Source organism: Spinactinospora alkalitolerans (assembly GCF_013408795.1).
In the GTDB taxonomy this organism is placed as follows: domain Bacteria; phylum Actinomycetota; class Actinomycetes; order Streptosporangiales; family Streptosporangiaceae; genus Spinactinospora; species Spinactinospora alkalitolerans.
In genome coordinates this window covers 6,030,878-6,051,957 of record NZ_JACCCC010000001.1, presented here as the reverse complement: position 1 = coordinate 6,051,957, position 21,080 = coordinate 6,030,878, and the positions used below count along the sequence as shown (strand labels likewise).

The following is a 21,080-nucleotide window of genomic DNA, read 5'->3' as shown; positions in this document are numbered from 1 at the left end:
ACGTCGGCGCGCGGCTACTGGCACGCTTCGCAGTCGGGGTCCTCGACGGAGCAGACCGCCCCGGGATCGGGGTCGGCCACCGGGACCGGGCTCGGGCTCGGCGCCGGGCTCGGCGCCGCCGGAGCGACCGCGACCGCGTTGAGCCTGCCGTCGGTGCCCCGGAGCGTGCTCTTCTCCACGTGCGTGGCGCTCTGCGAACGCAGGTAGTAGGTGGTCTTGAGCCCCTTGCGCCAGGCGCGGCGGTACAGCTCGTCGAGCTTGCGCCCGCTGGGCGCCGCCACGTAGAGGTTCAGCGACTGCGCCTGGTCGATCCACTTCTGCCGACGCGCGGCGGCGTCGACCAGCCAGGCCGGGTCGATCTCGAACGCGGTGGCGTAGAGCTCCTTGAGGTCGGCCGGGACGCGCTCGATCGCGCCGAGGCCGCCGTCGTGGTACTTCATCGCCGCCACCATCTCCGCGTCCCACAGTCCGCGCGCCTTGAGGTCGCGGACCAGGTACGGGTTGACCACGGTGAAGTCGCCGGACATGTTCGACTTCACGTACAGGTTGCGAAAGACCGGCTCGATCGACTGGCCCACGCCGGTGATGTTGGCGATGGTCGCGGTCGGCGCGATCGCCATGACGTTGGAGTTGCGCATCCCCACGGTGCGCACCCGCTCCCGCAGCGCCTCCCAGTCCAGGCGCTCGGTGCGGTCCACGTCGAGCGCGCCGCCGCGGGCCTCGTCGAGCAGCCGCAGCGAGTCGATCGGCAGCACGCCCCGGCTCCACAGCGAACCGTCGAAGCTGGGGTAGGCGCCGCGCTCGGCGGCCAGGTCGGCCGAGGCCGCGATCGCGTGGTGGCTGATCAGCTCCATGCTCTCGTCGGCGAACTCCACCGCCGCCTGCGAGGCCGGCGGAACGCGCAGCGCGAACAGCGCGTCCTGGAAGCCCATGAGCCCCAGGCCCACCGGGCGGTGCCGCAGGTTCGCCCGCTCGGCCTCGGGGACCGTGTAGAAGTTCACGTCGATGACGTTGTCGAGCATCCGCACCGCCGTGCGCACGGTCCGGCGCAGCCGCTCGGCGTCCAGACCGTCCGGGCCCACGTGGTTGGCCAGGTTCACCGAACCCAGGTTGCAGACCGCCACCTCATCGGCGCCGGTGTTCAGCGTGATCTCGGTGCACAGGTTGGAGGAGTGCACGACGCCGGCGTGCTGCTGCGGCGAGCGCAGGTTGCACGGGTCCTTGAAGGTGATCCACGGGTGGCCGGTCTCGAACAGCATGGTGAGCATGCGCCGCCACAACTCGACCGCGCGCACCCGGCGGTGCACCGTGATCCCGCCGGCGTCGGCGGCCCGCTCGTAGGCCTCGTAGCGCTCGGCGAACTCCGCGCCGTAGAGGTCGTGCAGGTCGGGCACCTCGTCCGGGGAGAACAGCGTCCACTCGCCGTCGGCCTCGACCCGCTGCAGGAACAGGTCCGGCACCCAGTTCGCCGTGTTCATGTCATGCGTGCGCCGCCGGTCGTCACCGGTGTTCTTGCGCAGGTCGAGGAACTCCTCGATGTCGATGTGCCACGTCTCCAGGTAAGCGCACACCGCGCCCTTGCGTTTTCCGCCGTTGTGTACGAGACCGGCGGCCGTCATGTACGACTCGTCTCCCTCGACCTTGAGGTCGAAAACCGAGGGAGCGGTGTCCGCGGCGTTCACGTCGCGGACCCGGGAGAAGACCATCCCCTCGTGTTCGATCCGGTTCGACTTGGTGAGAGGACGGCATCCCAGCAGCTCGGCAACCCCGGAGACCGCAGGGACCCGGATGTCGAAGGCTTTCACGGCTTTGGAGGACGGGATCCTGGTGCCGTCCGATCGGGTGCCGACATGGCCCTGCTCGCGTTCCCGGTACCGCCCCGCCGCCGGAATGCCCAAGCGCAGCAGCTGATAGCGCACCCCTTCCGCGAGTGGCCGGGAGGCCGTCGTGAAGTAGATCTCCACTCCCCGCGAGACTCCTCCGTCCGTTTCGAGTAGCCCCTGGAGGAGCGCGCGCGTCTGCGCATGCGGAAGATGGGAGAACCGGCGCGCTATGCGCTTCCTGCGGTCATCGTCGTAGAGGTCCGCGTGGGTGAAGGGAAGTGTCGGCTCACCGGCACCGGTGACACGGCCGGTAGCGGGATCCCGCAGCACCCCTCGTCCGGATGCCCAGCGGATCTGCAGGCAGGCCTCGTCCCGGCCCGTCTCCCGGAAGTGGATACCGTGCTCCATGAGGTAGTTCCGCACGAACACCAGATGAGTGTCCAGTTCCGGGTCGCCCGAGACGCCCCACTCGAGTCCCCCCTCCGAGAGGTGGCCGTCCCCCAGGAGGATCCCGTAGAGCCGGGCATCGTCCTCGGTGAACCCTTGGACGGGTAGGACCTCCTTCGGGATGACCTGGCCGACGTAGTCGCCCTTGCTCAGCTCACCCGCTTCCACCCATTCAGGCCGCACTTTGCCGTTGGCCGGCCATTCCAGGGTCCGGGTGTTCGACTGCTCCAGTTGAACGCCCTGAATGGCGCGGAACGGGTGCCCCGCGGTCACCTTCAGCGTCTCGATCGAATGCTTGATGTCCACTTCGACCATCGGATCGGTCTGGTCGTAGGCGAAAACCTCCGTTACCTCGCGGTAATGACCGCTCTTCCCCAAGACCAGATCGCCGATTCGCACGTCGCGGATCGCCTTGACGCCATCGGCCGTGTACACCGATGTCTCCGGCGCGAAGCACTGGTTCACCGCCACCGCGGTGTCGTTGGCGATCTTCAGGAACGGGACGACGCCCTGGCTCTGGCCGTTGGTGCCCTTGATGTGGGCGCCCATGCCGCGCACCGGGGTCCAGTCGTTGCCGAGGCCGCCGGAGTACTTCGACAGCAGCGCGTTGTTGCCGATGCCGTGGAAGATGCCCTGGAGGTCGTCCTCGACGGTGGTGAGGAAGCACGACGACAGTTGGGCGCGGCGGGTGCCGGAGTTGAACAGCGTCGGCGTGGAGCACATGAAGTCGAACGAGGACAGCAGCTCGTAGAACTCGATCGCGCGGGCCTCCCGGTCGTCCTCCTTGAGCGCCAGCCCCATGGCGACGCGCATGAAGAACGCCTGCGGCAGCTCGTAGCGGACGCCTCCGCTGTGCAGGAAGTAGCGGTCGTAGAGGGTCTGCAGGCCGAGGAAGGTGAAGTCCAGGTCGCGCTCGGGGCGCAGCGCGGCGCCGAGGCGGGCGAGGTCGAACGCCGCGAGCTCGGGGTCGAGCTGCTCCAGCTCGACGCCGCGGGCGACGTAGTCGGCGAGGTAGCCGGCGTAGCGGTCGGCCATGGCCGCCTGGTCGGCCTCGTCGAAACCGCCGGAGAGGAAGGTCAGCGCCTCGCGGCGCAGCTTGTCCAGGAGCAGGCGCGCGCTGGCGTAGGAGTAGTCGGGGTCGGCCTCGACGAACGCGCGCGCCGCCATGACCAGCGCGAGCTCCAGTTCGTCGGGGCGGATGCCCGGGTAGAGGTTGCGCCGCGCCTCGGCGATGACGGTCTCGGCCGAGGCGCCGTCCAGCCCCGCGCAGGCCTCCCCGACCACCAATCGGACCCGGTCCATCGGGTCCGAGGGGGGGAGGCGTCGCCGCCGAGGGGGCGACGTCGGTGTCGAGGGTCATGGTGGCTCCAACCAGGTAGACGAAAACCGGTTGGGGTTTCGAGGTCGGAGCGCACACGAACGGGGCGGGCTGCGACGGCCCACGCTGATCTACCGGGTTCGCGGCGGCCCACCCTCGAGGCCCCGTTGCGGTGCGCGCCGCGCGCGCACGCCGGTGGCAGGTCTTCGGACTCGCGGGCACCGGGCCCGTGGCCCGTCCTACCGGCCGTCGCTTCCCGGGCGCCATGGCGCGGCACCCAGTGCACAAGACGGCTTCCGTTCCCGCTCACCGCTGCGGGGCAGTCCCGGATTCGCACCGGGTTCCCTCTTGCCTCACCCGAACCTCTCACCCCGGGTGAACCACCAGCGGAAGGGATACTACATCTGGTGCCCACCACTCGCGACAACCTCAAGATATCGGCGTGCTGGTTCGGCTGGTGCCTCACGGAGGCGATAATGGGACGCGATGACGTTTCTGCATGTGTTCGACATGGACGGCACGCTGCTCAACGGGTCGACGGCGAGTCTTGAGGTGGCCGGGGTCCGCGGCACCGTCGCCGAGCTCACCGAGTTGGAGCAGCGGTTCGCCGGCGGGGTGATCGACACGCGGGGGTTCGCCCGCGAGATCCACAGCCTGTGGAGGGAGCTCACCGCGGCGCAGGTCGAGGAGGCGTTCCGGGCGAGCCCGTTCCTCACCGGCGTCGCCGATGTCTGCGCCGACATCCGCCGCCGCGGCGAGCGGTCCCTGGTGATCACGATGTCGCCGGACTTCTACGCCCGGCACCTGCTGGAGTTCGGCTTCGACGAGATCGTCGCGTCGCGCTTCCCGCCCCCTCCGTTCGCCGAACCGGTCGTGCCCGAGAACATCCTCACCCCCGCCGACAAAGTGCGGATCGTCGACGAGGTCCGCGGGCGCGAGGGCATCGGGCCGGAGCGGTGCGTCGCCTACGGGGACTCCATGAGTGACGCCCCGCTGTTCCGGCACCTGGAGCGCACCGTCGCGGTCAACGCCGACCACCACCTCGCCGGGATCGCCCGCGCCGAGTACCGGGGGCCGGACCTGCCTGGCGCCTACGCCCTCGGCAGGGAACTCCTCCGGTCCCCCTGACCGGCGGGGACGCGTCCGTTTCCTTCAAGACCGCCGCGGCGGGCGCGGTCTAGCGTCGTCGGCATGGCAATCAGGTTCAATCTCATCGGTATCGCGGTCGCCGACATGGGGCGGTCGCTGGCGTTCTACCGCCGCCTCGGGGTCGACGTCCCCGCTGAGGCCGACTCCGAGCCGCACGTCGAGGCGGAGCTGGGCGGCGGGCTGCGGATGGCCTGGGACACCGACGAAACGATCCGCTCCTTCGACCCCGACTGGAAGCCGGCCCCCGGCGGCGGACGCCTCGGCCTGGCCTTCGCCTGCGACGACCCCGCCGAGGTGGACGCCGTCTACGCCGAGCTGACGGCGGCCGGCTACGAGGGGCACATGGCGCCCTGGGACGCGTTCTGGGGCCAGCGCTACGCCGTGGTGAACGATCCGGACGGCAACGGCGTCGACCTCTACGCCCCGCTGTCCGGTCAGCCCGTCGGACCGGGCAGGGGCCGGTAACCGGGGCGGGGGAGAGGTGCGGCATGATCGTCGGATGCCGCACCTGGGACTGGTGACCCTCGTCGTGCGCGACTACGACGAGGCCGTCGCCTTCTACGTGAACGCCGTCGGCTTCGAGCTCATCGAGGACACCCGCATCAGCGACGAGAAGCGCTGGGTCGTGGTCGGCCCGCCGGGGGCGCGGGAGACGGCCGTGCTCCTCGCGCGGGCCGCGACCCCCGAGCAGGCGGCGCGCATCGGCGACCAGACCGGCGGGCGCGTCGGCTGGTTCCTCAACACCGAGGATTTCGACCGGGACCACGAGCGGATGCGGGCGGCCGGGGTCGTGTTCGAAGAGCCGCCCCGGCACGAGCCCTACGGAACGGTGGCCGTCTTCCGGGACCCCTACGGCAACCGCTGGGACCTGATCGGGCCGCGCCGCGACCGCGGCGCCGACGGCACCGGTTCCGGTGCCCCAGGGCGGGGCGAACCGCCGGACCCGGCGCGCTGGCCCACCAGCGAGCCCGGGGGGACGCCGGTCAGGGAGCGCACCTCGCGGGTGAGGTGGGCCTGGTCGGCGTAGCCCGCCGCGGCCGCGGCCAGGGCGAGCGGCGTTCCCGCGCGCGCCATGTCCAGCGCCCGGTTCATCCGCAGGATCCGGTCCAGGGTCTTCGGCCCGTACCCGAAGGCGGTCAGGCAGCGCCGGTGCAGTTGCCGCTCGCTCAGCCCGACCGCGTCGGCCGCGGCGCGCACCCGCGGCCCGGCGCGCCCGCTGCCCGGCGCCGTGCCGCCGGGCGGCGGGCGCAGGTGGGCGAGGACCGCGGGGGCGATCGGGTCGGCCAGGCCGCTGTGGCGCGGCAGGTCGGCCGCGATCGACTCCAGGACCCGCCCCGGGGCCGGCGCCTCGGCGAGCCGCTCGGTGAGGATCCGCACCTGCTCGGTCGGCCACAGCTCCGCCAGCGGGACGCGCAGGTCGCGCAGTTCGGCGGCCGGTGTCCCGATGACGGACGGGCCCAGCCCCGGGTCGAACCGCAGTCCGGTGTAGGCGTCACCGGGCGCGTCGGTCACCGTGTGCGCGGCCGTGTCGGGCCCGGCGACCAGCAGTCCGCCGCCGATCCAGATCAGGTCCATGCACCCGTCCGGCAGGACGCGCCGCACCCCGCCGGTGCCGGTGCCGGTGTCCGCCTCCGGCGCCCCGCCGCGCCACAGCACGGCGCCGGCCACGCGTGACGGCCTCTCCTGGTACATCGCCGCCGGCTCCTTCCTCGCGCAGAACCGGTTCCGTCCCCTGCTCGCCTACTCGTCGAGGAGCCGGTCCAGATCGTCCTCCGGCTGACCGAGGTCCATGCGGATCCGGAACCGGGCCCGCAGCAGCTCCAGCAGCAGGTCGTGCACGTAGGGCGAGACGTCCTGGTGGCGGAACCGCTGCACGCCGAGGGTCGCCCAGTCGTGGGCGCCCTTCAGGTCGTCGTGGGCCTGGAGGGTCTCGGCGATGTGGATGTAGGTGGGCAGGTTGCGCGCGCCCTCGGCGCGCAGCCGGTCGAACTGGGCGTAGGCGTCGTCGATGCGGTCGAGCTCCAGCAGCGCGCCGGCCTGCAGGGCTCGGGCGTCGATGATGGTGGTGCCGCCGTCGTCGATCGCGCGCTGGTACATGGCCGTGGCGCGCTCGAACTCCTGCGCCATCTCCCACTGCTCACCGGAGCGGACGAAGAGTTCGGCGCGGGAGATCTCGCTGTCGGCGTCGACCCGGTTGGCCAGGTCGGTCAGTTCGCGCGCGACCGCGTCGTGATCGCCGGACTGCACGGCTCGGAACTCCAACCGGTCGAGGTCGGCCGTTGTCACCCGGGTCACTGCACCCTCCTTACGTCCTCGCCGTCACCGACTCAGGCGCGAGCACGCTCCAAGGCGTTCCAGAAACCTTCCCGCAGCGCGTGGCGGACCTCGTCGCGCAGCAGGAAGTCGACCGGCAGCGCCGATCCCTGCAGCAGCCGTGCCTCCAGGTCGGAGGGCATGCGCGGCCTGCGGGCCAGGACGGCCTCCAGCCACAGCACGGGGGCGTCGCGCGCTATCGACTCCGCGAAGTCACTGCCCTCCTTGCCTGCGACGCCGACGGCGTCCTCGGCCGTCCGCATCGATGAGGGGCCCGGCTGGACGTAGCCCAGGCGGGGCGTCGGGTTGGTGTAGGGCCCGTGCTGGACCCGGTGGTCGGGGCGGGGGCCAGTAGCGGGCTCGGAGCCCTGCTGGGCTCGCTGAGCGCTCCTGAAGCCGGAATCAGCTTCCGTACTGGCCCCAAAAGTAGGGTTTGGGCCGCTGTTACCCCCAAACCCGGGATTCTCGCCCGTGTTCGGCCCGTACCGGGGGTCCGGCCCTGGAGGCGCGCCCCGGGATGGTGGTGGCGCCTCCCGGTCGTAGGGCGAGCCGCCCATCATCGGATTGCGGTGCGCCCCCGTCTGGTGCTGCTGCGCGGGGTGCTGCGGCGGAACGCCGCCCTGGCCCGGCCCGGTGTTGCCGTAGCCGCCCTGCTGCCGGGCGTCGTGCATGCCGGGGTGCGCTCCCGTCTGCGGACCCGAGGGGACCTGGTTGGGGCCGGTGGGCGGGTTCGGCGCCATGCTCGGGTGCGCGCCCGTGGGCGGCGACTGCGGCGGAGCGGGGTTGCCCCGGGGGAACCCGCCGGTGTCGATCGGCCCGGAGCTGTTGCCGCGCGGCTCCATCCCGGCCGACCCCTGCGGCGCGAGGTGGTCGCCGCCGCGCTGCTGGGCGATGCTCTGCTGCATCGCGCGCAGCTGGTCCATGGCGCTGCCGGTCATGGCCGGCTGGGCGCCGGTGCCGGCGAACACGGTGTCCATACCGGAGGAGGACGGCACGGGCTCGACCCGGGTGGAGCCCGCGTGCGCCGTCACGGGCTGGCGGGTGACGGCTCCGGTGTTGGCGCGGGAGCGCCCGTTGCCGAGCGGGCCGTGCGCGGCCGGCACGGTGTCCTCGGCGGGGTCGGGGGCGCCGGCGAGCAGGTTGACGTGGGGACGCAGGTGCCCGGCACCGATCTCGATCAGGTCGTCGCACTCGCGGCGCAGCGCGCGCGAGATGGTCCAGTTGCCCTCGACCGAGATGTGCACGACGGTGACCCGCACGCCCAGGTCCTGGACGTCGGCCACCACCTGCGCCATGTCCTCGTCGCCGCTGACCAGCACGGCTTCGCACAGCACACCGGTCCTGGCGAGTGTGGTCAGGTCCCGTTGGACATAGCTCTCGACGCCCTCCCGTCTGCCCGGACGGATACGCGCGGCTCGGAACTTGATGCCGGGAATGTCCGCGATGCCGTCCTGCTCCTGGGCGCGGCGACCGTCGGCGGTCGCCTCGTACCAGTAGCAGCGCAGCAGCGGAAGCCCCGTGCGGTCACGCGCCACCTCGTTGAGCAGCTGAACGAGTCCCGCGTAATCCCAAGACACGGAGTCGCGATTGCGAGTTCCGTGCACAGCCATCGCACCGTCGGCCAGGAGGTAACCGGCGTCTACGAACAGCGCGCAGCGATCCACGCGACACCGCCCCTTCCCTCGATCTGGTCGCCCGGACCGGTGAGGATCCGGGTGTCTGCCGGCACTTGACCAAAGACAGGCCGGGCCACAGCCTAGCCAAGTCTGTGCCGGTTTGTGTGCCGCCCCGCACACCGGCAGTCGCCGAACGCGTTCGCCGGATGCGCGCGGGGCGCCCGGATCCCTTGCGGGGCAGGGGTTCCGGGCGTTCCCGGTCACGTCGGCGCTGTGACCGCCGCGGTTCCCGTACACCGGATTTCCGCGAGGCGTCACCAGATCGTCGATGGAAGGCCGGTGGGGGTTGACGGGGGTCGACGGAGGGCCGCCACGAGGGGGGCGGAAGGGCCGCGAAGGGGCGGCGGGTGGTCCGCGGCCGCCCCCCTGACCGTCGGCGGGTTGACGGGGAAGGTGGGGACCGTTTCCAGGTCACGCGGTGGTGAACGGAGGACTGCGGCCACAGCCTCACGACTCCCGTCAGCGATCCAACGGGGCGCCGCATCGACGTCAAGGGACCCCTAGGGCGGACCGGAGGGGCCGGAGGGAGCGTCGACGAGCCCCAGCAGGGCGGCGGCCACGTCGGCCGGTCCGCCCGCCCCGGTCCGGCCGGTGGTCAGGTCGGCCACCGGCCAGCCGCGCAGGGCGGCCAGGTGGGCGCAGTCGGCGTGGCGCGCGTCGGTGAGCAGGTAGCCGCACGGGGCGTCGGGCCAGTCCTGGGGCATGGGCAGCGGCTCGGTGAAGAACTCCGGCGGGCGCGAGCGGGCGTCGGGCTCGCCGGGGGCGTCCCGCAGTTGCGCGGCGGCGATCTCGGCGCGCGTGGGCGTGCCCGGCTGCGGCAGGGGCGCGTCCAGCAGCACGTACCCGCTCAGCGCCCGGTGCGCGGCCCGCTGCGCCGCGCCGATCTGCGGCAGCAGCGGCCCGGCGGCCCCCGCGGCGACGAGCAGGACCGGCGGGTCGAGCGCGGCCCGGCCGATCTCCAGCGCGGCCCGGGCCACGTAGCGGGCGGCGTAGGGCGGGCGGTCGTCGTCGGCGATCTCGGCGATCGCCACCGCCGCGCCCAGGTCGGCCAGCGCCTCGGGCAGCGGCCCCCACTGCCGCGCCGTCGCCAGGGGGCTGTGCAGCAGGACGACGGAGGGCGGGGTCACGCCGACGGCCGGGTCTCGCCGACCAGCCAGTCCAGGTACTCGGGGCTGCCGCCCTCGATGGGCACGGCGATGATCTCGGGCACGTCGTAGGAGTGCTCCTCGACGAGGTGGGCGGTGAGCGCGCCGAGCCGGTCGCCGGCGGTCTTCATGACCACCAGCCACTCCTCGTCGGCCCGAACCTCGTCCTCCCACCGGTAGAAACTGGTGATGGGGCCGCTGACCTGGGCGCACGCGACGAGTCGGGCCTCGGTCACGGAACGCGCGAGGCGCTCGGCGTCGGCCCTGCCGTCGGTGGTCGTCTCGACCCGCACCTGCTCCGCGACGTCGCCGGGGTCGGCCATGGGCACCTCTTCCGCTGCTCGGTCCGGTGATCGACAGGTTCTAGGCTCGTGAACCATGAGCGATCGCGACGATCTCCTTCGACACATCAACGATAAGGCCGTGGTCCGCGGCAAGGTCACGCTGTCGTCCGGCATCGAGGCCGACTACTACGTCGACCTGCGCCGGATCACGCTGAACGGCGAGAGCGCCCCGCTGGTCGGCAGGGTCATGCTGGACGCCACCGCCGACCTCGACTACGACGCCGTCGGCGGGCTGACCCTGGGCGCCGACCCGGTGGCCGCCGCCATGCTGCACGCCGCCGGGGCGCGCGGGCGCCGCCTGGACGCCTTCGTGGTGCGCAAGGCGGGCAAGGCGCACGGCCTGCAGCGCCGCATCGAGGGCCCCGATGTCGAGGGCCGCCGCGTGCTCGCCGTCGAGGACACCTCCACCACGGGCGGTTCGGTGCTGACGGCGGTCGAGGCGCTGCGCGAGGCCGGTGCCGAGGTCGTGGGCGTCGCGGTGATCGTCGACCGGGGCGCGCACGAGAAGGTCACCGGGGAGAGCCTGGCCTACCGGGCCGCCTACGAACTCTCCGACCTCGACGTCTGAGGCGGCGCCCGAAGGGGCCTTCGGGGCTTCGGGGGCTTTAAGGGGCTCCGGGACCTTCGGACCGGCGCCCGAAGAGCGGTCCCCGCTGCGCCGGGGCCGCGGGAGCCGCGGGGCAGCCGGACTACTCGGCCTGGGCGGTGAAGCTGTAGCCGGGCTGCTCCTCGCTGACGTCCTTGCGCTCGCCGTTGACGAAGACCTCGACCGCGTCGGGGGCGCCGATGGTGACGTCCAGGACCGGCTGGTCGTAGGTGACGAACTGCCCTTGCTGCATGGTCGTGTCGGTGAGCACGTCCTCGCCGGGGATCCGCACGAGCACGTCACTGGATTCACCGATGACCCTGATGTAGAGCACGCCCATGTCGGCGGTTTCGGCGTTGGGGGTGGCCAGCGCGCCGGACTCGTTGGGCACCACGACGTCGCCGTTTCCCGGGAGGGAGCGGTAGAAGAAGTACCCGCCCAAGACGACCAGGGTGACCAACAGCACGACCGCTCCGACGATGGCCGCCAATTGGCCAACGCCCCGAGGATCATTGCGATGTCGTCCCACGGAGCTGAATGTAGCGCGAATCACCGCGAACAATCGACGGGCCCCGGTGACTTGTCGCTTCTTCAACCACTCTTACACGAAGAGTCATGGAATGGACGCGGAAAGTCAACGGCGCGGGCGCTCCGGTGTCCGCCCGCCGTCAGGGGAGGATGGGAGGGAAACGGTGGACGCGTTTTGGTCTAGACCTTTCGTTCGCCGCCGCTGTTCGCGATACTGGCTCGGGTAACCCAACGGGTCATCCAGTGCCAAACCTGGTCTCACGCCAAACGCCGGGACCAGTTCGTCAACACTCCAGGTCAATCAGGGAGTCATCACCATGCCCATCGCCACCCCAGAGGTCTACGCCGAGATGCTGGGCCGCGCGAAGTCGCAGGGCTTCGCCTACCCGGCGATCAACGTGACGTCCAGCCAGACGCTGCACGCGGCGCTGCGCGGTTTCGCGGAGGCCGAGAGCGACGGCATCGTCCAGGTCTCCACCGGCGGTGCTGAGTTCCTGTCGGGTACGACCGTGAAGGACATGGTCACCGGCTCGGTGGCGTTCGCGGAGTACGCGCGCGTCGTGGCCGACAAGTACCCGGTCAACATCGCGCTGCACACCGACCACTGCCCCAAGAACAAGCTCGACGGCTTCGTCCGCCCGCTGCTGGAGATCTCCAAGGAGCGCGTGGCCAACGGGCAGCAGCCGCTGTTCCAGTCGCACATGTGGGACGGTTCGGCCGTCGAGCTGACCGAGAACCTCGAAATCGCCGAGGAGCTGCTGGCCGCGGCCAAGGCCGCCAACATCATCCTCGAGATCGAGGTCGGCGTCGTCGGCGGCGAGGAGGACGGCATCGTCGGCGAGATGAACGAGAAGCTCTACACCACGCCGGGCGACGGCCTGCGCACCGCCGAGGCCCTCGGCCTCGGTGAGAAGGGCTACTACATGGCCGCGCTGACCTTCGGCAACGTGCACGGCGTCTACAAGCCGGGCCACGTCAGGCTGCGCCCGGAGGTCCTCAAGGAGATCCAGGACGCCGTCGGCGCCAAGTACGGCAAGGACAAGCCGTTCGACCTGGTCTTCCACGGCGGCTCGGGCTCCTCGCTGGAGGAGATCCACGCGGCGATCGAGTACGGCGTCGTGAAGATGAACATCGACACCGACACCCAGTACGCGTTCACCCGCCCGATCGTCGACCACGTCATGAAGAACTACGACGGCGTGCTCAAGATCGACAACGAGGTCGGCAACAAGAAGGCCTACGACCCGCGCGCCTACGGCAAGGCCGCCGAGGCCGGCATGGCCGCCCGCGTGGTCGAGGCCTGCCAGAGCCTCAAGGCCGCGGGCACCAGGATGAAGTAGGGCCCCGGCCCCGATCGGTCCCCGGTCCGCCCGGACCGGGGACCCCGCCGTCCGCGGTCGGCCTCCTGCGGGCGGGGCGGCGCCGCGGCCGGCGGAGCACCGCCGTCCAGACCGGCGAGGCTTCGACGCCTGGCAGGATGAGGTCATGGACCTGCATCAGAACCTGCTTGGAGAACCTCCGGCCACCCGCCTTCCCGATGACGTCGAGGCGCGCGAGGCGCTGGCCGGGGCCGCCGAGCCCGGCGAGGCCGCGGCGCGGTTCCCGTCCTTCTCCGTCGCGTGGGCCGAACTCGCCGCGCGGGCGCTGGACGGCGGCGACCCGGTGGCCGCCTACGCCTACGCGCGCACCGGCTACCACCGCGGGCTCGACCAGTTGCGCCGCGCGGGCTGGAAGGGGCACGGCCCGATCCCGTGGGAGCACGAACCCAACCGCGGCTTCCTGCGCGCGCTGCACCTGCTCTCTGTCGCGGCCGAGAGCATCGGCGAGACCGAGGAGGCCGAGCGCTGCGCCGCATTCCTGCGCGACAGCAGCGCCGAGGCGGCCGAGTCGCTCAACGCCTGATCCGCGGATCACCGCGCCGATGACCAGGCGCTCCGGTGCCGTGGCCCCGGGTGACCGCTCTTAACGGGCGATCCCCGGTCGTGTACCCTCGATACGCAAGAGCCCCTGTCGCGTCTTGCGCCAGGGGCTCTAGCGCGTGCAGGGGCACCGTGCGACGGTCCTCGGTCGGATCAAGAGGAACCAAGAGGAAGAGGTAGACGCCGATGCCGGCGATCACACTCGTTGGAGCCCAGTGGGGGGACGAGGGGAAGGGCAAGGCCACCGACCTCGTCGGCAACCGCGTCGACTACGTGGTGCGCTACCAGGGAGGCAACAACGCCGGCCACACCGTCGTCATCGGCGACCAGAAGTACGCGCTGCACCTGCTGCCTTCGGGCATCCTCTCGCCGGACGTGGTCCCGGTCATCGCCAACGGCGTCGTCATCGACCCGGGCGTGCTGTTCGAGGAGCTGCGCGGCCTGAAGGAGCGCGGCGTCAACACCGAGCGCCTGCTGATCTCGGCGAACGCGCACCTGATCATGCCCTACCACCGGGCGCTGGACAAGGTCAGCGAACGCTTCCTGGGCAAGGGCAGGATCGGCACCACCGGCCGCGGCATCGGCCCCACCTACGCCGACAAGATCTCCCGCGCCGGCGTGCGCGTGCAGGACATGTTCGACCCCAAGATCCTGCGCAAGAAGCTGGAGCTCGCGCTCAACGACAAGAACCAGATCCTCACCAAGGTCTACAACCGCCGCGGTCTGGACCTGGAGCAGATCCTGGACGAGTACCTCGGCTACGCCGACATGCTGCGCCCGCACGTGGCCGACACCGGCCTCGTGCTGAACAGGGCGCTGGACGAGGGCAAGACGGTCTACCTGGAGGGCTCCCAGGGCACCCTGCTCGACATCGACCACGGCACCTACCCGTTCGTGACCTCCTCCTCGCCCACCTCCGGCGGCGCGTGCGCCGGCTCCGGCATCGGGCCGACCCGCATCACCAAGGTCGTCGGCATCATCAAGGCCTACACCACCCGCGTCGGCTCCGGCCCGTTCCCGACCGAGCTGCTGGACGAGTCCGGCGAGTGGCTGCGCCAGCAGGGCCACGAGTACGGCGTCACCACCGGCCGCAACCGCCGCTGCGGCTGGTTCGACGCGCCGATCGCCCGCTACGCCACCCGGGTCAACGGCATCACCGACTTCTTCCTGACCAAGCTCGACGTGCTCTCCGGCCTGGAGCGCATCCCGGTCTGCGTGGCCTACGACGTCGACGGCGTCCGCAACGACGAGATCCCGATGACCCAGACCGAGTTCCACCACGCCACGCCGGTCTACGAGTACCTCGACGGCTGGAACGAGGACATCAGCCACGCCCGGTCCTTCGAGGAGCTCCCCAAGAACGCCCAGAGCTACGTGCGCACCCTTGAGGAGATGGCCGGGGCGCCGATCTCCGCCATCGGCGTCGGCCCCGGCCGCGACCAGACGCTGGAGCTGCGCGCCCTCGTCTGAGGCGACGCGCCGGTCCTGCTGCCCGTTCCCCACGACGAAGACGAATAGGTTTCCTCCTGTGAAAGCCCTCGTTCTCGGCGGCGGCGGCCGCGAGCACGCGCTCGTCCGCGCGCTGTCCCTCGACCCCGGTGTGACCGCCCTGCACTGCGCCCCGGGAAACCCGGGGACGTCGGAGCTCGCGGAGAACCACGTCGTCAACGTCACCGACGGGCTGGCCGTCGCCGAGCTGGCGACCCGCATCGGCGCCGAGCTCGTCGTGGTCGGCCCCGAGGCGCCGCTGGTCGCCGGGGTCGCCGACGAGCTGCGCCGGCGCGGCGTCCCGGTCTTCGGCCCCGACAAGGAGGCGGCCCGGCTGGAGGGCTCCAAGGCGTTCGCCAAGGAGGTCATGGCGGCCGCGGGAGTTCCCACCGCCCGAGCGCGCGTCTGCGCCTCCGACGCCGAGGTCGCCGCTGCGCTGGAGGCGTTCGGCGCCCCCTACGTCGTCAAGGACGACGGGTTGGCCGCGGGCAAGGGCGTCGTCGTCACCGACGACGCCGGCGCGGCCCAGCGGCACGCCCGCGAGTGCGGGCGGGTGGTCGTCGAGGAGTACCTCGACGGCCCCGAGGTCTCGCTGTTCGTGCTCAGTGACGGAAGCAACGCCGTCCCGCTGCTGCCGGCCCAGGACTTCAAGCGGGCCCGCAACGGCGACGAGGGCCCCAACACCGGCGGGATGGGCGCCTACGCGCCGCTGCCGTGGGCGCCGCCCGGCCTGGTCGACGAGGTCATGGACGCCGTCGTGCGGCCGACCGTCGCCGAGATGGCCCGGCGCCGCACCCCCTACCAGGGGCTGCTGTACGTGGGCCTGGCGCTGACCTCGAAGGGCCCGCGGGTCGTGGAGTTCAACGCGCGCTTCGGCGACCCGGAGACCCAGGTCGTGCTGGACCGCCTGGCCACCCCGCTGGGCGCCCTCCTGCAGGCCACCGACCTCGGCGGGCTGGGCAAGGCCGGCGCGCTGGAGTGGCGGCCGGGCGCGGCCGTGACCGTGGTCGTCGCGGCCGAGAACTACCCGGGCGACCCGGTGAAGGGCGGCGCCGTCACCGGCCTCGACGCCGCCAACGCCGTCGAGGGCGCCTACGTGCTGCACGCCGGCACCGCCCGCGACCGCGACGGCGGGATCGTCGCGAGCGGCGGCCGCGTCCTCAGCGTCGTCGGCACCGGCGCCGACCTGGCCCTGGCGCGGGAGAGCGCCTACGCCGCGGTCGCCGAGATCGGCCTGCCCGGCTCCCACCACCGCACCGACATCGCGGAGAAGGCGGCGACGGGGGAGGGGTGAGGTCCGGCCCCGATCTCGCCGAACTCGTCGCCGTCCGACGTAGAGCGCGCGGCACCTGCCAAAATGGGTGCGTGATCGAGCGCTACACCCTTCCGGAAATGGGCCGCGTCTTCAGTGACGCGCACAAGTACGAGCTCTGGTGCCGGGTCGAGACCCTGGTCCTGGAGGCACACGCCGTGGCGGGCACGGTCCCCACCGACGTGGTGGAACCGGTGCGCAAGGCGCCGCCGCCCACCCCGGAGCGGGTGGCCGAGATCGAGGCCGTGACCCAGCACGACGTCATCGCGTTCCTCACCGCCTGGGCCGACAACACCGAGCCCCGCGACGCCGCCAAGTGGGTGCACTTCGGCATGACGTCCTCGGACCTGCTCGACACCGCGCTCGCGGCGCAGCTGGTCGAGGCCACCGACATCCTCCTGGCCAAGGCCGACGACCTCGTCGCGGTGCTGCGCGACCACGCGCTGGAGCACCAGGCGACGCTGCGGGTCGGCCGCACGCACGGCATCCACGGCGAGCCCGACGTGTGGGGGCACCGGGTCGCCGACTTCGCCTTCGCCATGGCGCGCTCCCGCGACCGGCTGCACCGCGCCCGCGAGGCGGTCGGCGTGATGGCCATCTCCGGCCCGGTCGGCACCTACTCCAACATCGACCCCAGGATCGAGGGCTACGTCGCCGAGAAGCTGGGCCTGCGCCCCGCCGAGGTGTCCACCCAGGTGGTCATCCGCGACGGCATCTCCGAGTGGGTGGGCGCGCTGGCGATCATGGCCACGGTGTGCGAGGCGATCGCGCTGGAGGTGCGGCACGGCCAGCGCACCGAGGTGCGCGAGCTGTGGGAGCCGTTCGGCAAGGGCCAGAAGGGCTCCAGCGCCATGCCGCACAAGAAGAACCCGATTCTGTCGGAGCGCATCTGCGGTATGGCGCGGATCGTGCGCGGCCAGATCGTGCCCGTCATGGAGGGCATCCCGCTGTGGCACGAGCGTGACATCTCCCACTCCTCGACCGAGCGCATCGCGCTGCCCGACGCCGCCGTCGCGACCGACTACCTGCTGCACCTCACCACCCGCCTGATGCGCGGCCTGGTGGTCGACGGCGAGCGCATGCGGGCCAACCTCGACTCCACGCACGGCCTCATCTACTCCTCGACCGTGGTCTCCGAGCTCATCGAGACCGGGATGTCGCGCGAGGACGTCTACGCCCTCGTGCAGGCCGCTGCGATGCGGACCTGGGAGAACGGGACGGCGTTCCGCGAGACGCTGCGCGAGGAGGCCGGAGCCCGCGGCGTCGAACTGGACGAGGCGCGGCTGGACGAGGTGTGCCGGCCGGAGCGCTTCGTGCGGCGGCTCAGCGGCGTGTTCGACCGACTGAAGAGCCTGAGCTGATGCTCACGACAGACGGCTACACCGGCGTCGTCCGGCAGCGGCTCTACGAGACGCGGGCGCGGGTGATGGAGCACCAGCAGGTCGGGCCGGGCCAGGCCCTGGTCGGTCTCAGGTCCGACAACGTCGCCCTGACCCCCATGACCCTCTGCGTCGCCGTGACCCAGATCGAGCACGCGACGCTGCCCATGATCCGCGACTTCTGCCGGCACGCCGACGCCTACGCCAAGCGGCTGGCCGGCGGGGGAGTCGGCTGGGTGAGCGGGGCCTGCACGATCGCCGCCGTCGTGTGCGCGCGCTCCGACCACGACGCGCAGGTCTTCGCCGGCCAGCAGACCCAGGTGGGGTGGGGCACGACGCTGCGCCCCGTCCTGGTCGACCTGAGCACCGGCAACGTCAACACGTGGCTGGGGACCCAGTTCGTGGGCGCGCTGGCGATGGGCTTCGTCCGGGACAACGTGCGCCGCTACTTCCCGCTGCCGGCCGAGGCCGGGGCCCGGCTCAACGCCGGCCCGCCCCCGGGTCCGCAGGCGCCCCCGGGCCACCCCGGACCGCCCCCGCAGGGGCCGCCGCACGGCGCGCCGCCCTACGGCGGCCACCCGCAGGTGCCCCGGCCCCCGGGACCGCCGCACCCGCCCTACCCCCCGCAGCGCCACTGACGCCGCACACGTCCGCCGATCTTGAAGTTATCGGGGCTGAAACCGCTGGAATAACCCCGATGACTCCAAGATCGGTGAAAGAAACACCACGAAACGGACACCGTGTGCGCCTGTCCGAGCCCACACGGCCTTCGAAGACCTCGGTATTGAGGTTTGCAGAAGTCGAGTGGGCCTTTAGGTGCAGGGACGGTTCTGCGGGAGGTCGCCGGGAGAGTGCGGCCCTCTTGGCGCGTCCTTCACCGGTGGCGATAAAGCATCCCGCCCGAGGAAAGGGGCCGCGCTCCCGCCGCAGCCTCCCCGCCATCCCACCCCGCGCAACTTCTGCAAACCTCAGTAAGGAAGTAACGGACAGCATGAGCGGCTTCGTCGAAAAACCCGTGCCCGTGGAGGTCCCGGGCCTGACCCACCTGCACACCGGCAAGGTCCGCGACCTCTACGCCGCGGCCGACGGCTCACTGGTCATGGTCGCCAGCGACCGGATCTCGGCCTACGACTGGGTGCTGCCCACCGAGATCCCGGGCAAGGGCCGGCTGCTCACCCGGCTCTCGCTGTGGTGGTTCGACCGGCTCGCCGACCTGACCGACAACCACGTCGTCTCCGACACCCCGCCGCCCGGGGCCCCCGCGGACTGGGCCGGGCGCACCCTCGTCTGCCGCGCCCTCGAGATGGTGCCGGTGGAGTGCGTGGCGCGCGGCTACCTCACCGGGTCGGGGCTCGCCGAGTACGAGGCCGACGGCACCGTCTGCGGCGTGCCGCTGCCCGAGGGGCTGGTGGACGGCTCCCGGCTGGCCGAGCCGATCTTCACCCCGGCGACAAAGGCCGAAGTGGGCGAGCACGACGAGAACGTCTCCTACGAGGCCGTGGCCGCCCGGCACGGCGAGGCGCTCGCCGCCGAACTGCGGGAGCGCACCATCGCCGTCTACGCGCGGGGCCGCGAGATCGCCGAGGAGCGCGGCATCCTGCTCGCCGACACCAAGTTCGAGTTCGGGCGCGGCGCCGACGGCCGGCTCGTCCTCGCCGACGAGGTGCTCACCCCCGACTCCTCCCGGTTCTGGCCGGCCGACTCATGGGAGCCGGGCCGCCCCCAGCCCTCGTTCGACAAGCAGTACATCCGCGACTGGCTGACCTCGTCGGCCTCCGGCTGGGACCGCGCGGCCGACGCCCCGCCCCCCGAGCTCCCCGACGAGGTCGTGGAGCGCACCCGCGCCAAGTACGCCGAGGCCTACGAGCGGCTCACCGGGCGGGCTCCCGACATCGGGTGATCCGTCGCACTATGGCACCGGCCGCCGCGCGCAGCGCGTACAGTTGTAGCTGCCCTTGGCGGCGGCGCGCGGCGCCCCATATCCGCCCGAGTCCGCGCCGGGGGCGCTCGCACAATCACCAACGGGCAATCGGCTTGACCGCTCGTGGCTGCTATGACGCGATTTCGCGAGGTATCCGGTGAATCGCCGCGCGATCAGCGGGCGTACGACGTGCGTTGCTATAGAGTCGTCGCCAGATGGCTACCGTATGAGCCCGCCTCGTCGGAACGCTCCGCGTGAGATCCGCGTCTGAAGCACACAGGTAATCCCGGCGAGTACCACCCCAGCAATCAGCCTCACGAAGGAGCACATGAGCATGGGCCAGGAGGTTCGTTACCGCGTCCGCGGCGGCCGTCCCCTCAACGGGACCGCGTTCATCCAGGGCGCGAAGAACGCCGTCCTGCCGATGATCGGCGCCGCCCTGCTCGCGGCCAAGGGGCGCACCGTCCTGCGCAACGTCCCCATCATCGAGGACGTACGCCGTGCACTGGAGCTCGCCGAGCACATCGGCGCGAAGGTCGAGTTCCACGAGGCCGAGCGCACCATCGTCATCGACGCCTCCCAGCTCAACGACCCCGAGCGAGCCGTGCTCCCCGCCGACATCGCCGCGCGCTTCCGCGGGTCCGTGCTGTTCGTGCCCGCCCTCATGCACCGCATGGGCCGCGCCCGCATCGAGGGCGTGGGCGGGTGCAACCTCGGCAGCCGCAACCTCGACTTCCACTACCGCGGCTTCGCGCGCCTGGGCGCCGAGGTGTCGGAGGACAACGAGCGCAACCACATCAACGTCGAGGCCGGCAACCTCAAGGGCGGCCACCTCTACCTCGACACCCCCTCGCACACCGGCACCGAGAACCTGATCATGGCCGCGGTGCTCGCCCCGGGCACCACCGTCATCGAACACGTCGCCCTCGAACCCGAGGTGCTCGACGTGATCGAGTTCCTCACCCGCATGGGCGCCAGGATCAAGGGCGGCGGCACCGGCATCATCACGGTCGAGGGCGTCGAGGAGCTCACCGCCGTCGAGCACACGATCATGTCCGACCGCATCGACGCCGGCGTGTTCGCGATGATGGCCGCGGCCACCGGCGGCGACGTCAGCCTGGTCGGCGCCCACCTGACGCACCTGGGCGTCGCGCGCTGGAAACTGGAGCAGATGGGCGTGCAGTTCGCCCAGCAGGGCGCGGTGCTGCACGTGCACCGCGACCCCGCCATGGCGCTGCGCCCGATCAACGCCGTCACCTCCCCCTACCCGGGCTTCGCGACCGACCTGCAGTCGCCGCTGATGGCCCTGGCCACGCTCGCCGAGGGCGAGAGCTACATCCACGAGGCCATCTACGACGGCCGCTTCGCGCTGGCCGACGAGCTGAACAAGATGGGCGCCAAGATCGAGGTGGACGGCACCCGCGCCATCGTGCACGGCCCGAACGCGCTGCACGGCGCCGAGGTCGTCGCACACGACCTCCGCACCGGTGCCGCGCTCGTCCTCGGCGGCCTGGTCGCCGAAGGCGAGACCGTCATCGCTCCGGGCTACCTGGTCGACCGCGGTCACGCTCAGTTCGCCACCAGGCTGGCCGCTTTGGGCGCCGATGTCATCCGCGAAGAGCCGGTCTAACCTGTAACGTCCCAGCTCAACCCTTGGCGGGGGCGAAGGCTCCCGCCAAGGCCTTTGACGTTCTGTGTCAAACGATCTTCATCGGCCTCGAACAATGGGTAC

The 21,080-nt window shown here is 71.7% G+C and carries 18 protein-coding genes, 1 pseudogene and 1 riboswitch; of the genes and pseudogenes, 12 read left to right on the top strand and 7 right to left on the bottom strand.

Features of this window, described 5'->3' with window-relative positions; translation table 11 throughout:
• Positions 1-14: 14 nt before the first annotated feature.
• Positions 15-3,572 (bottom strand): ribonucleoside-diphosphate reductase subunit alpha, encoded by a 3,558-nt coding sequence (locus tag HDA32_RS27040; RefSeq protein ID WP_179645835.1) that lies wholly within the window; start codon positions 3,570-3,572, stop codon positions 15-17.
• 196 nt (positions 3,573-3,768) lie between these two features.
• Positions 3,769-3,988, bottom strand: a riboswitch (cobalamin riboswitch).
• 86 nt (positions 3,989-4,074) lie between these two features.
• Between HDA32_RS27040 and HDA32_RS27035 the strand changes: the two genes are divergently transcribed.
• The 3 genes from HDA32_RS27035 (at position 4,075) to HDA32_RS31150 (ending at position 5,764) form a co-directional block, all read left to right on the top strand.
• Entirely contained in the window at positions 4,075-4,716 is a 642-nt protein-coding gene (locus tag HDA32_RS27035) for an HAD family hydrolase (RefSeq protein ID WP_179645834.1), read from the top strand.
• A 63-nt stretch (positions 4,717-4,779) separates the two neighbouring features.
• On the top strand, positions 4,780-5,202 hold the full coding sequence (locus HDA32_RS27030) for a VOC family protein (RefSeq protein ID WP_179645833.1): 423 nt from the start codon (positions 4,780-4,782) through the stop codon (positions 5,200-5,202).
• Positions 5,203-5,236: 34 nt separating this feature from the next.
• On the top strand, positions 5,237-5,764 hold the full coding sequence (locus HDA32_RS31150; protein ID WP_425566304.1) for a VOC family protein: 528 nt from the start codon (positions 5,237-5,239) through the stop codon (positions 5,762-5,764).
• On the opposite strand, the pseudogene HDA32_RS27025 reads toward HDA32_RS31150, so the two are convergent.
• The 5 genes and pseudogenes from HDA32_RS27025 to cutA form a co-directional block, all read right to left on the bottom strand.
• Positions 5,761-6,429: pseudogene (locus HDA32_RS27025) on the bottom strand (DUF6597 domain-containing transcriptional factor); the annotation flags it as partial. The gene HDA32_RS31150 and the pseudogene HDA32_RS27025 overlap by 4 nt on opposite strands.
• Before the next feature lie 48 nt (positions 6,430-6,477).
• Entirely contained in the window at positions 6,478-7,032 is a 555-nt protein-coding gene (locus HDA32_RS27020) for a hypothetical protein (protein WP_179645831.1), read from the bottom strand.
• Positions 7,033-7,064: 32 nt separating this feature from the next.
• Positions 7,065-8,714 carry an NYN domain-containing protein gene (locus HDA32_RS27015; RefSeq protein ID WP_179645830.1) on the bottom strand — a complete coding sequence of 550 codons (1,650 nt, stop codon included), beginning with the start codon at positions 8,712-8,714 and terminating at the stop codon, positions 7,065-7,067.
• A 512-nt stretch (positions 8,715-9,226) separates the two neighbouring features.
• Positions 9,227-9,853, bottom strand: a complete 627-nt coding sequence (locus HDA32_RS27010; protein WP_376766993.1) for a hypothetical protein — start codon at positions 9,851-9,853, stop codon at positions 9,227-9,229.
• Complete coding sequence (cutA, locus tag HDA32_RS27005; RefSeq protein WP_179645829.1) at positions 9,850-10,194, bottom strand: divalent-cation tolerance protein CutA; 345 nt, start codon at positions 10,192-10,194, stop codon at positions 9,850-9,852. The genes HDA32_RS27010 and cutA overlap by 4 nt, the downstream gene beginning before the upstream one ends.
• Positions 10,195-10,249: 55 nt before the next feature.
• Here cutA and pyrE point away from each other — a divergent pair, with 55 nt between their 5' ends.
• Positions 10,250-10,783 (top strand): orotate phosphoribosyltransferase, encoded by a 534-nt coding sequence (gene pyrE / locus HDA32_RS27000; RefSeq protein WP_179645827.1) that lies wholly within the window; start codon positions 10,250-10,252, stop codon positions 10,781-10,783.
• Between the two features lie 121 nt (positions 10,784-10,904).
• Here the strand turns inward: pyrE and HDA32_RS26995 are convergent, their stop codons facing one another.
• On the bottom strand, positions 10,905-11,267 hold the full coding sequence (locus tag HDA32_RS26995) for a RodZ domain-containing protein (protein ID WP_312863347.1): 363 nt from the start codon (positions 11,265-11,267) through the stop codon (positions 10,905-10,907).
• Positions 11,268-11,646: 379 nt separating this feature from the next.
• Here HDA32_RS26995 and fbaA point away from each other — a divergent pair, with 379 nt between their 5' ends.
• The 8 genes from fbaA (at position 11,647) to murA (ending at position 20,978) form a co-directional block, all read left to right on the top strand.
• Positions 11,647-12,669 carry a class II fructose-bisphosphate aldolase gene (gene fbaA / locus HDA32_RS26990; RefSeq protein WP_179645825.1) on the top strand — a complete coding sequence of 341 codons (1,023 nt, stop codon included), beginning with the start codon at positions 11,647-11,649 and terminating at the stop codon, positions 12,667-12,669.
• Positions 12,670-12,814: 145 nt separating this feature from the next.
• Positions 12,815-13,231: a DUF3151 domain-containing protein gene (locus tag HDA32_RS26985; protein ID WP_179645824.1), complete on the top strand. Its 417-nt coding sequence runs from the start codon at positions 12,815-12,817 to the stop codon at positions 13,229-13,231.
• Positions 13,232-13,434: 203 nt separating this feature from the next.
• Positions 13,435-14,718, top strand: coding sequence for an adenylosuccinate synthase (locus HDA32_RS26980; RefSeq protein WP_179645823.1), 1,284 nt, complete (start codon positions 13,435-13,437; stop codon positions 14,716-14,718).
• Between the two features lie 58 nt (positions 14,719-14,776).
• Complete coding sequence (gene purD / locus HDA32_RS26975) at positions 14,777-16,030, top strand: phosphoribosylamine--glycine ligase (RefSeq protein WP_179645822.1); 1,254 nt, start codon at positions 14,777-14,779, stop codon at positions 16,028-16,030.
• A gap of 71 nt (positions 16,031-16,101) precedes the next feature.
• Positions 16,102-17,409, top strand: a complete 1,308-nt coding sequence (purB, locus tag HDA32_RS26970; RefSeq protein WP_179645821.1) for an adenylosuccinate lyase — start codon at positions 16,102-16,104, stop codon at positions 17,407-17,409.
• The gene (locus tag HDA32_RS26965; protein WP_179645820.1) at positions 17,409-18,065 is read left to right on the top strand and encodes a hypothetical protein; all 657 of its coding nucleotides are present in this window, start codon (positions 17,409-17,411) and stop codon (positions 18,063-18,065) included. Before purB ends, HDA32_RS26965 begins: the two co-directional genes overlap by 1 nt.
• Positions 18,066-18,418: 353 nt before the next feature.
• Positions 18,419-19,327, top strand: coding sequence for a phosphoribosylaminoimidazolesuccinocarboxamide synthase (locus tag HDA32_RS26960; RefSeq protein WP_179645819.1), 909 nt, complete (start codon positions 18,419-18,421; stop codon positions 19,325-19,327).
• Positions 19,328-19,676: 349 nt separating this feature from the next.
• Positions 19,677-20,978, top strand: a complete 1,302-nt coding sequence (gene murA, locus HDA32_RS26955; RefSeq protein ID WP_179645818.1) for a UDP-N-acetylglucosamine 1-carboxyvinyltransferase — start codon at positions 19,677-19,679, stop codon at positions 20,976-20,978.
• Positions 20,979-21,080 lie beyond the last annotated feature (102 nt).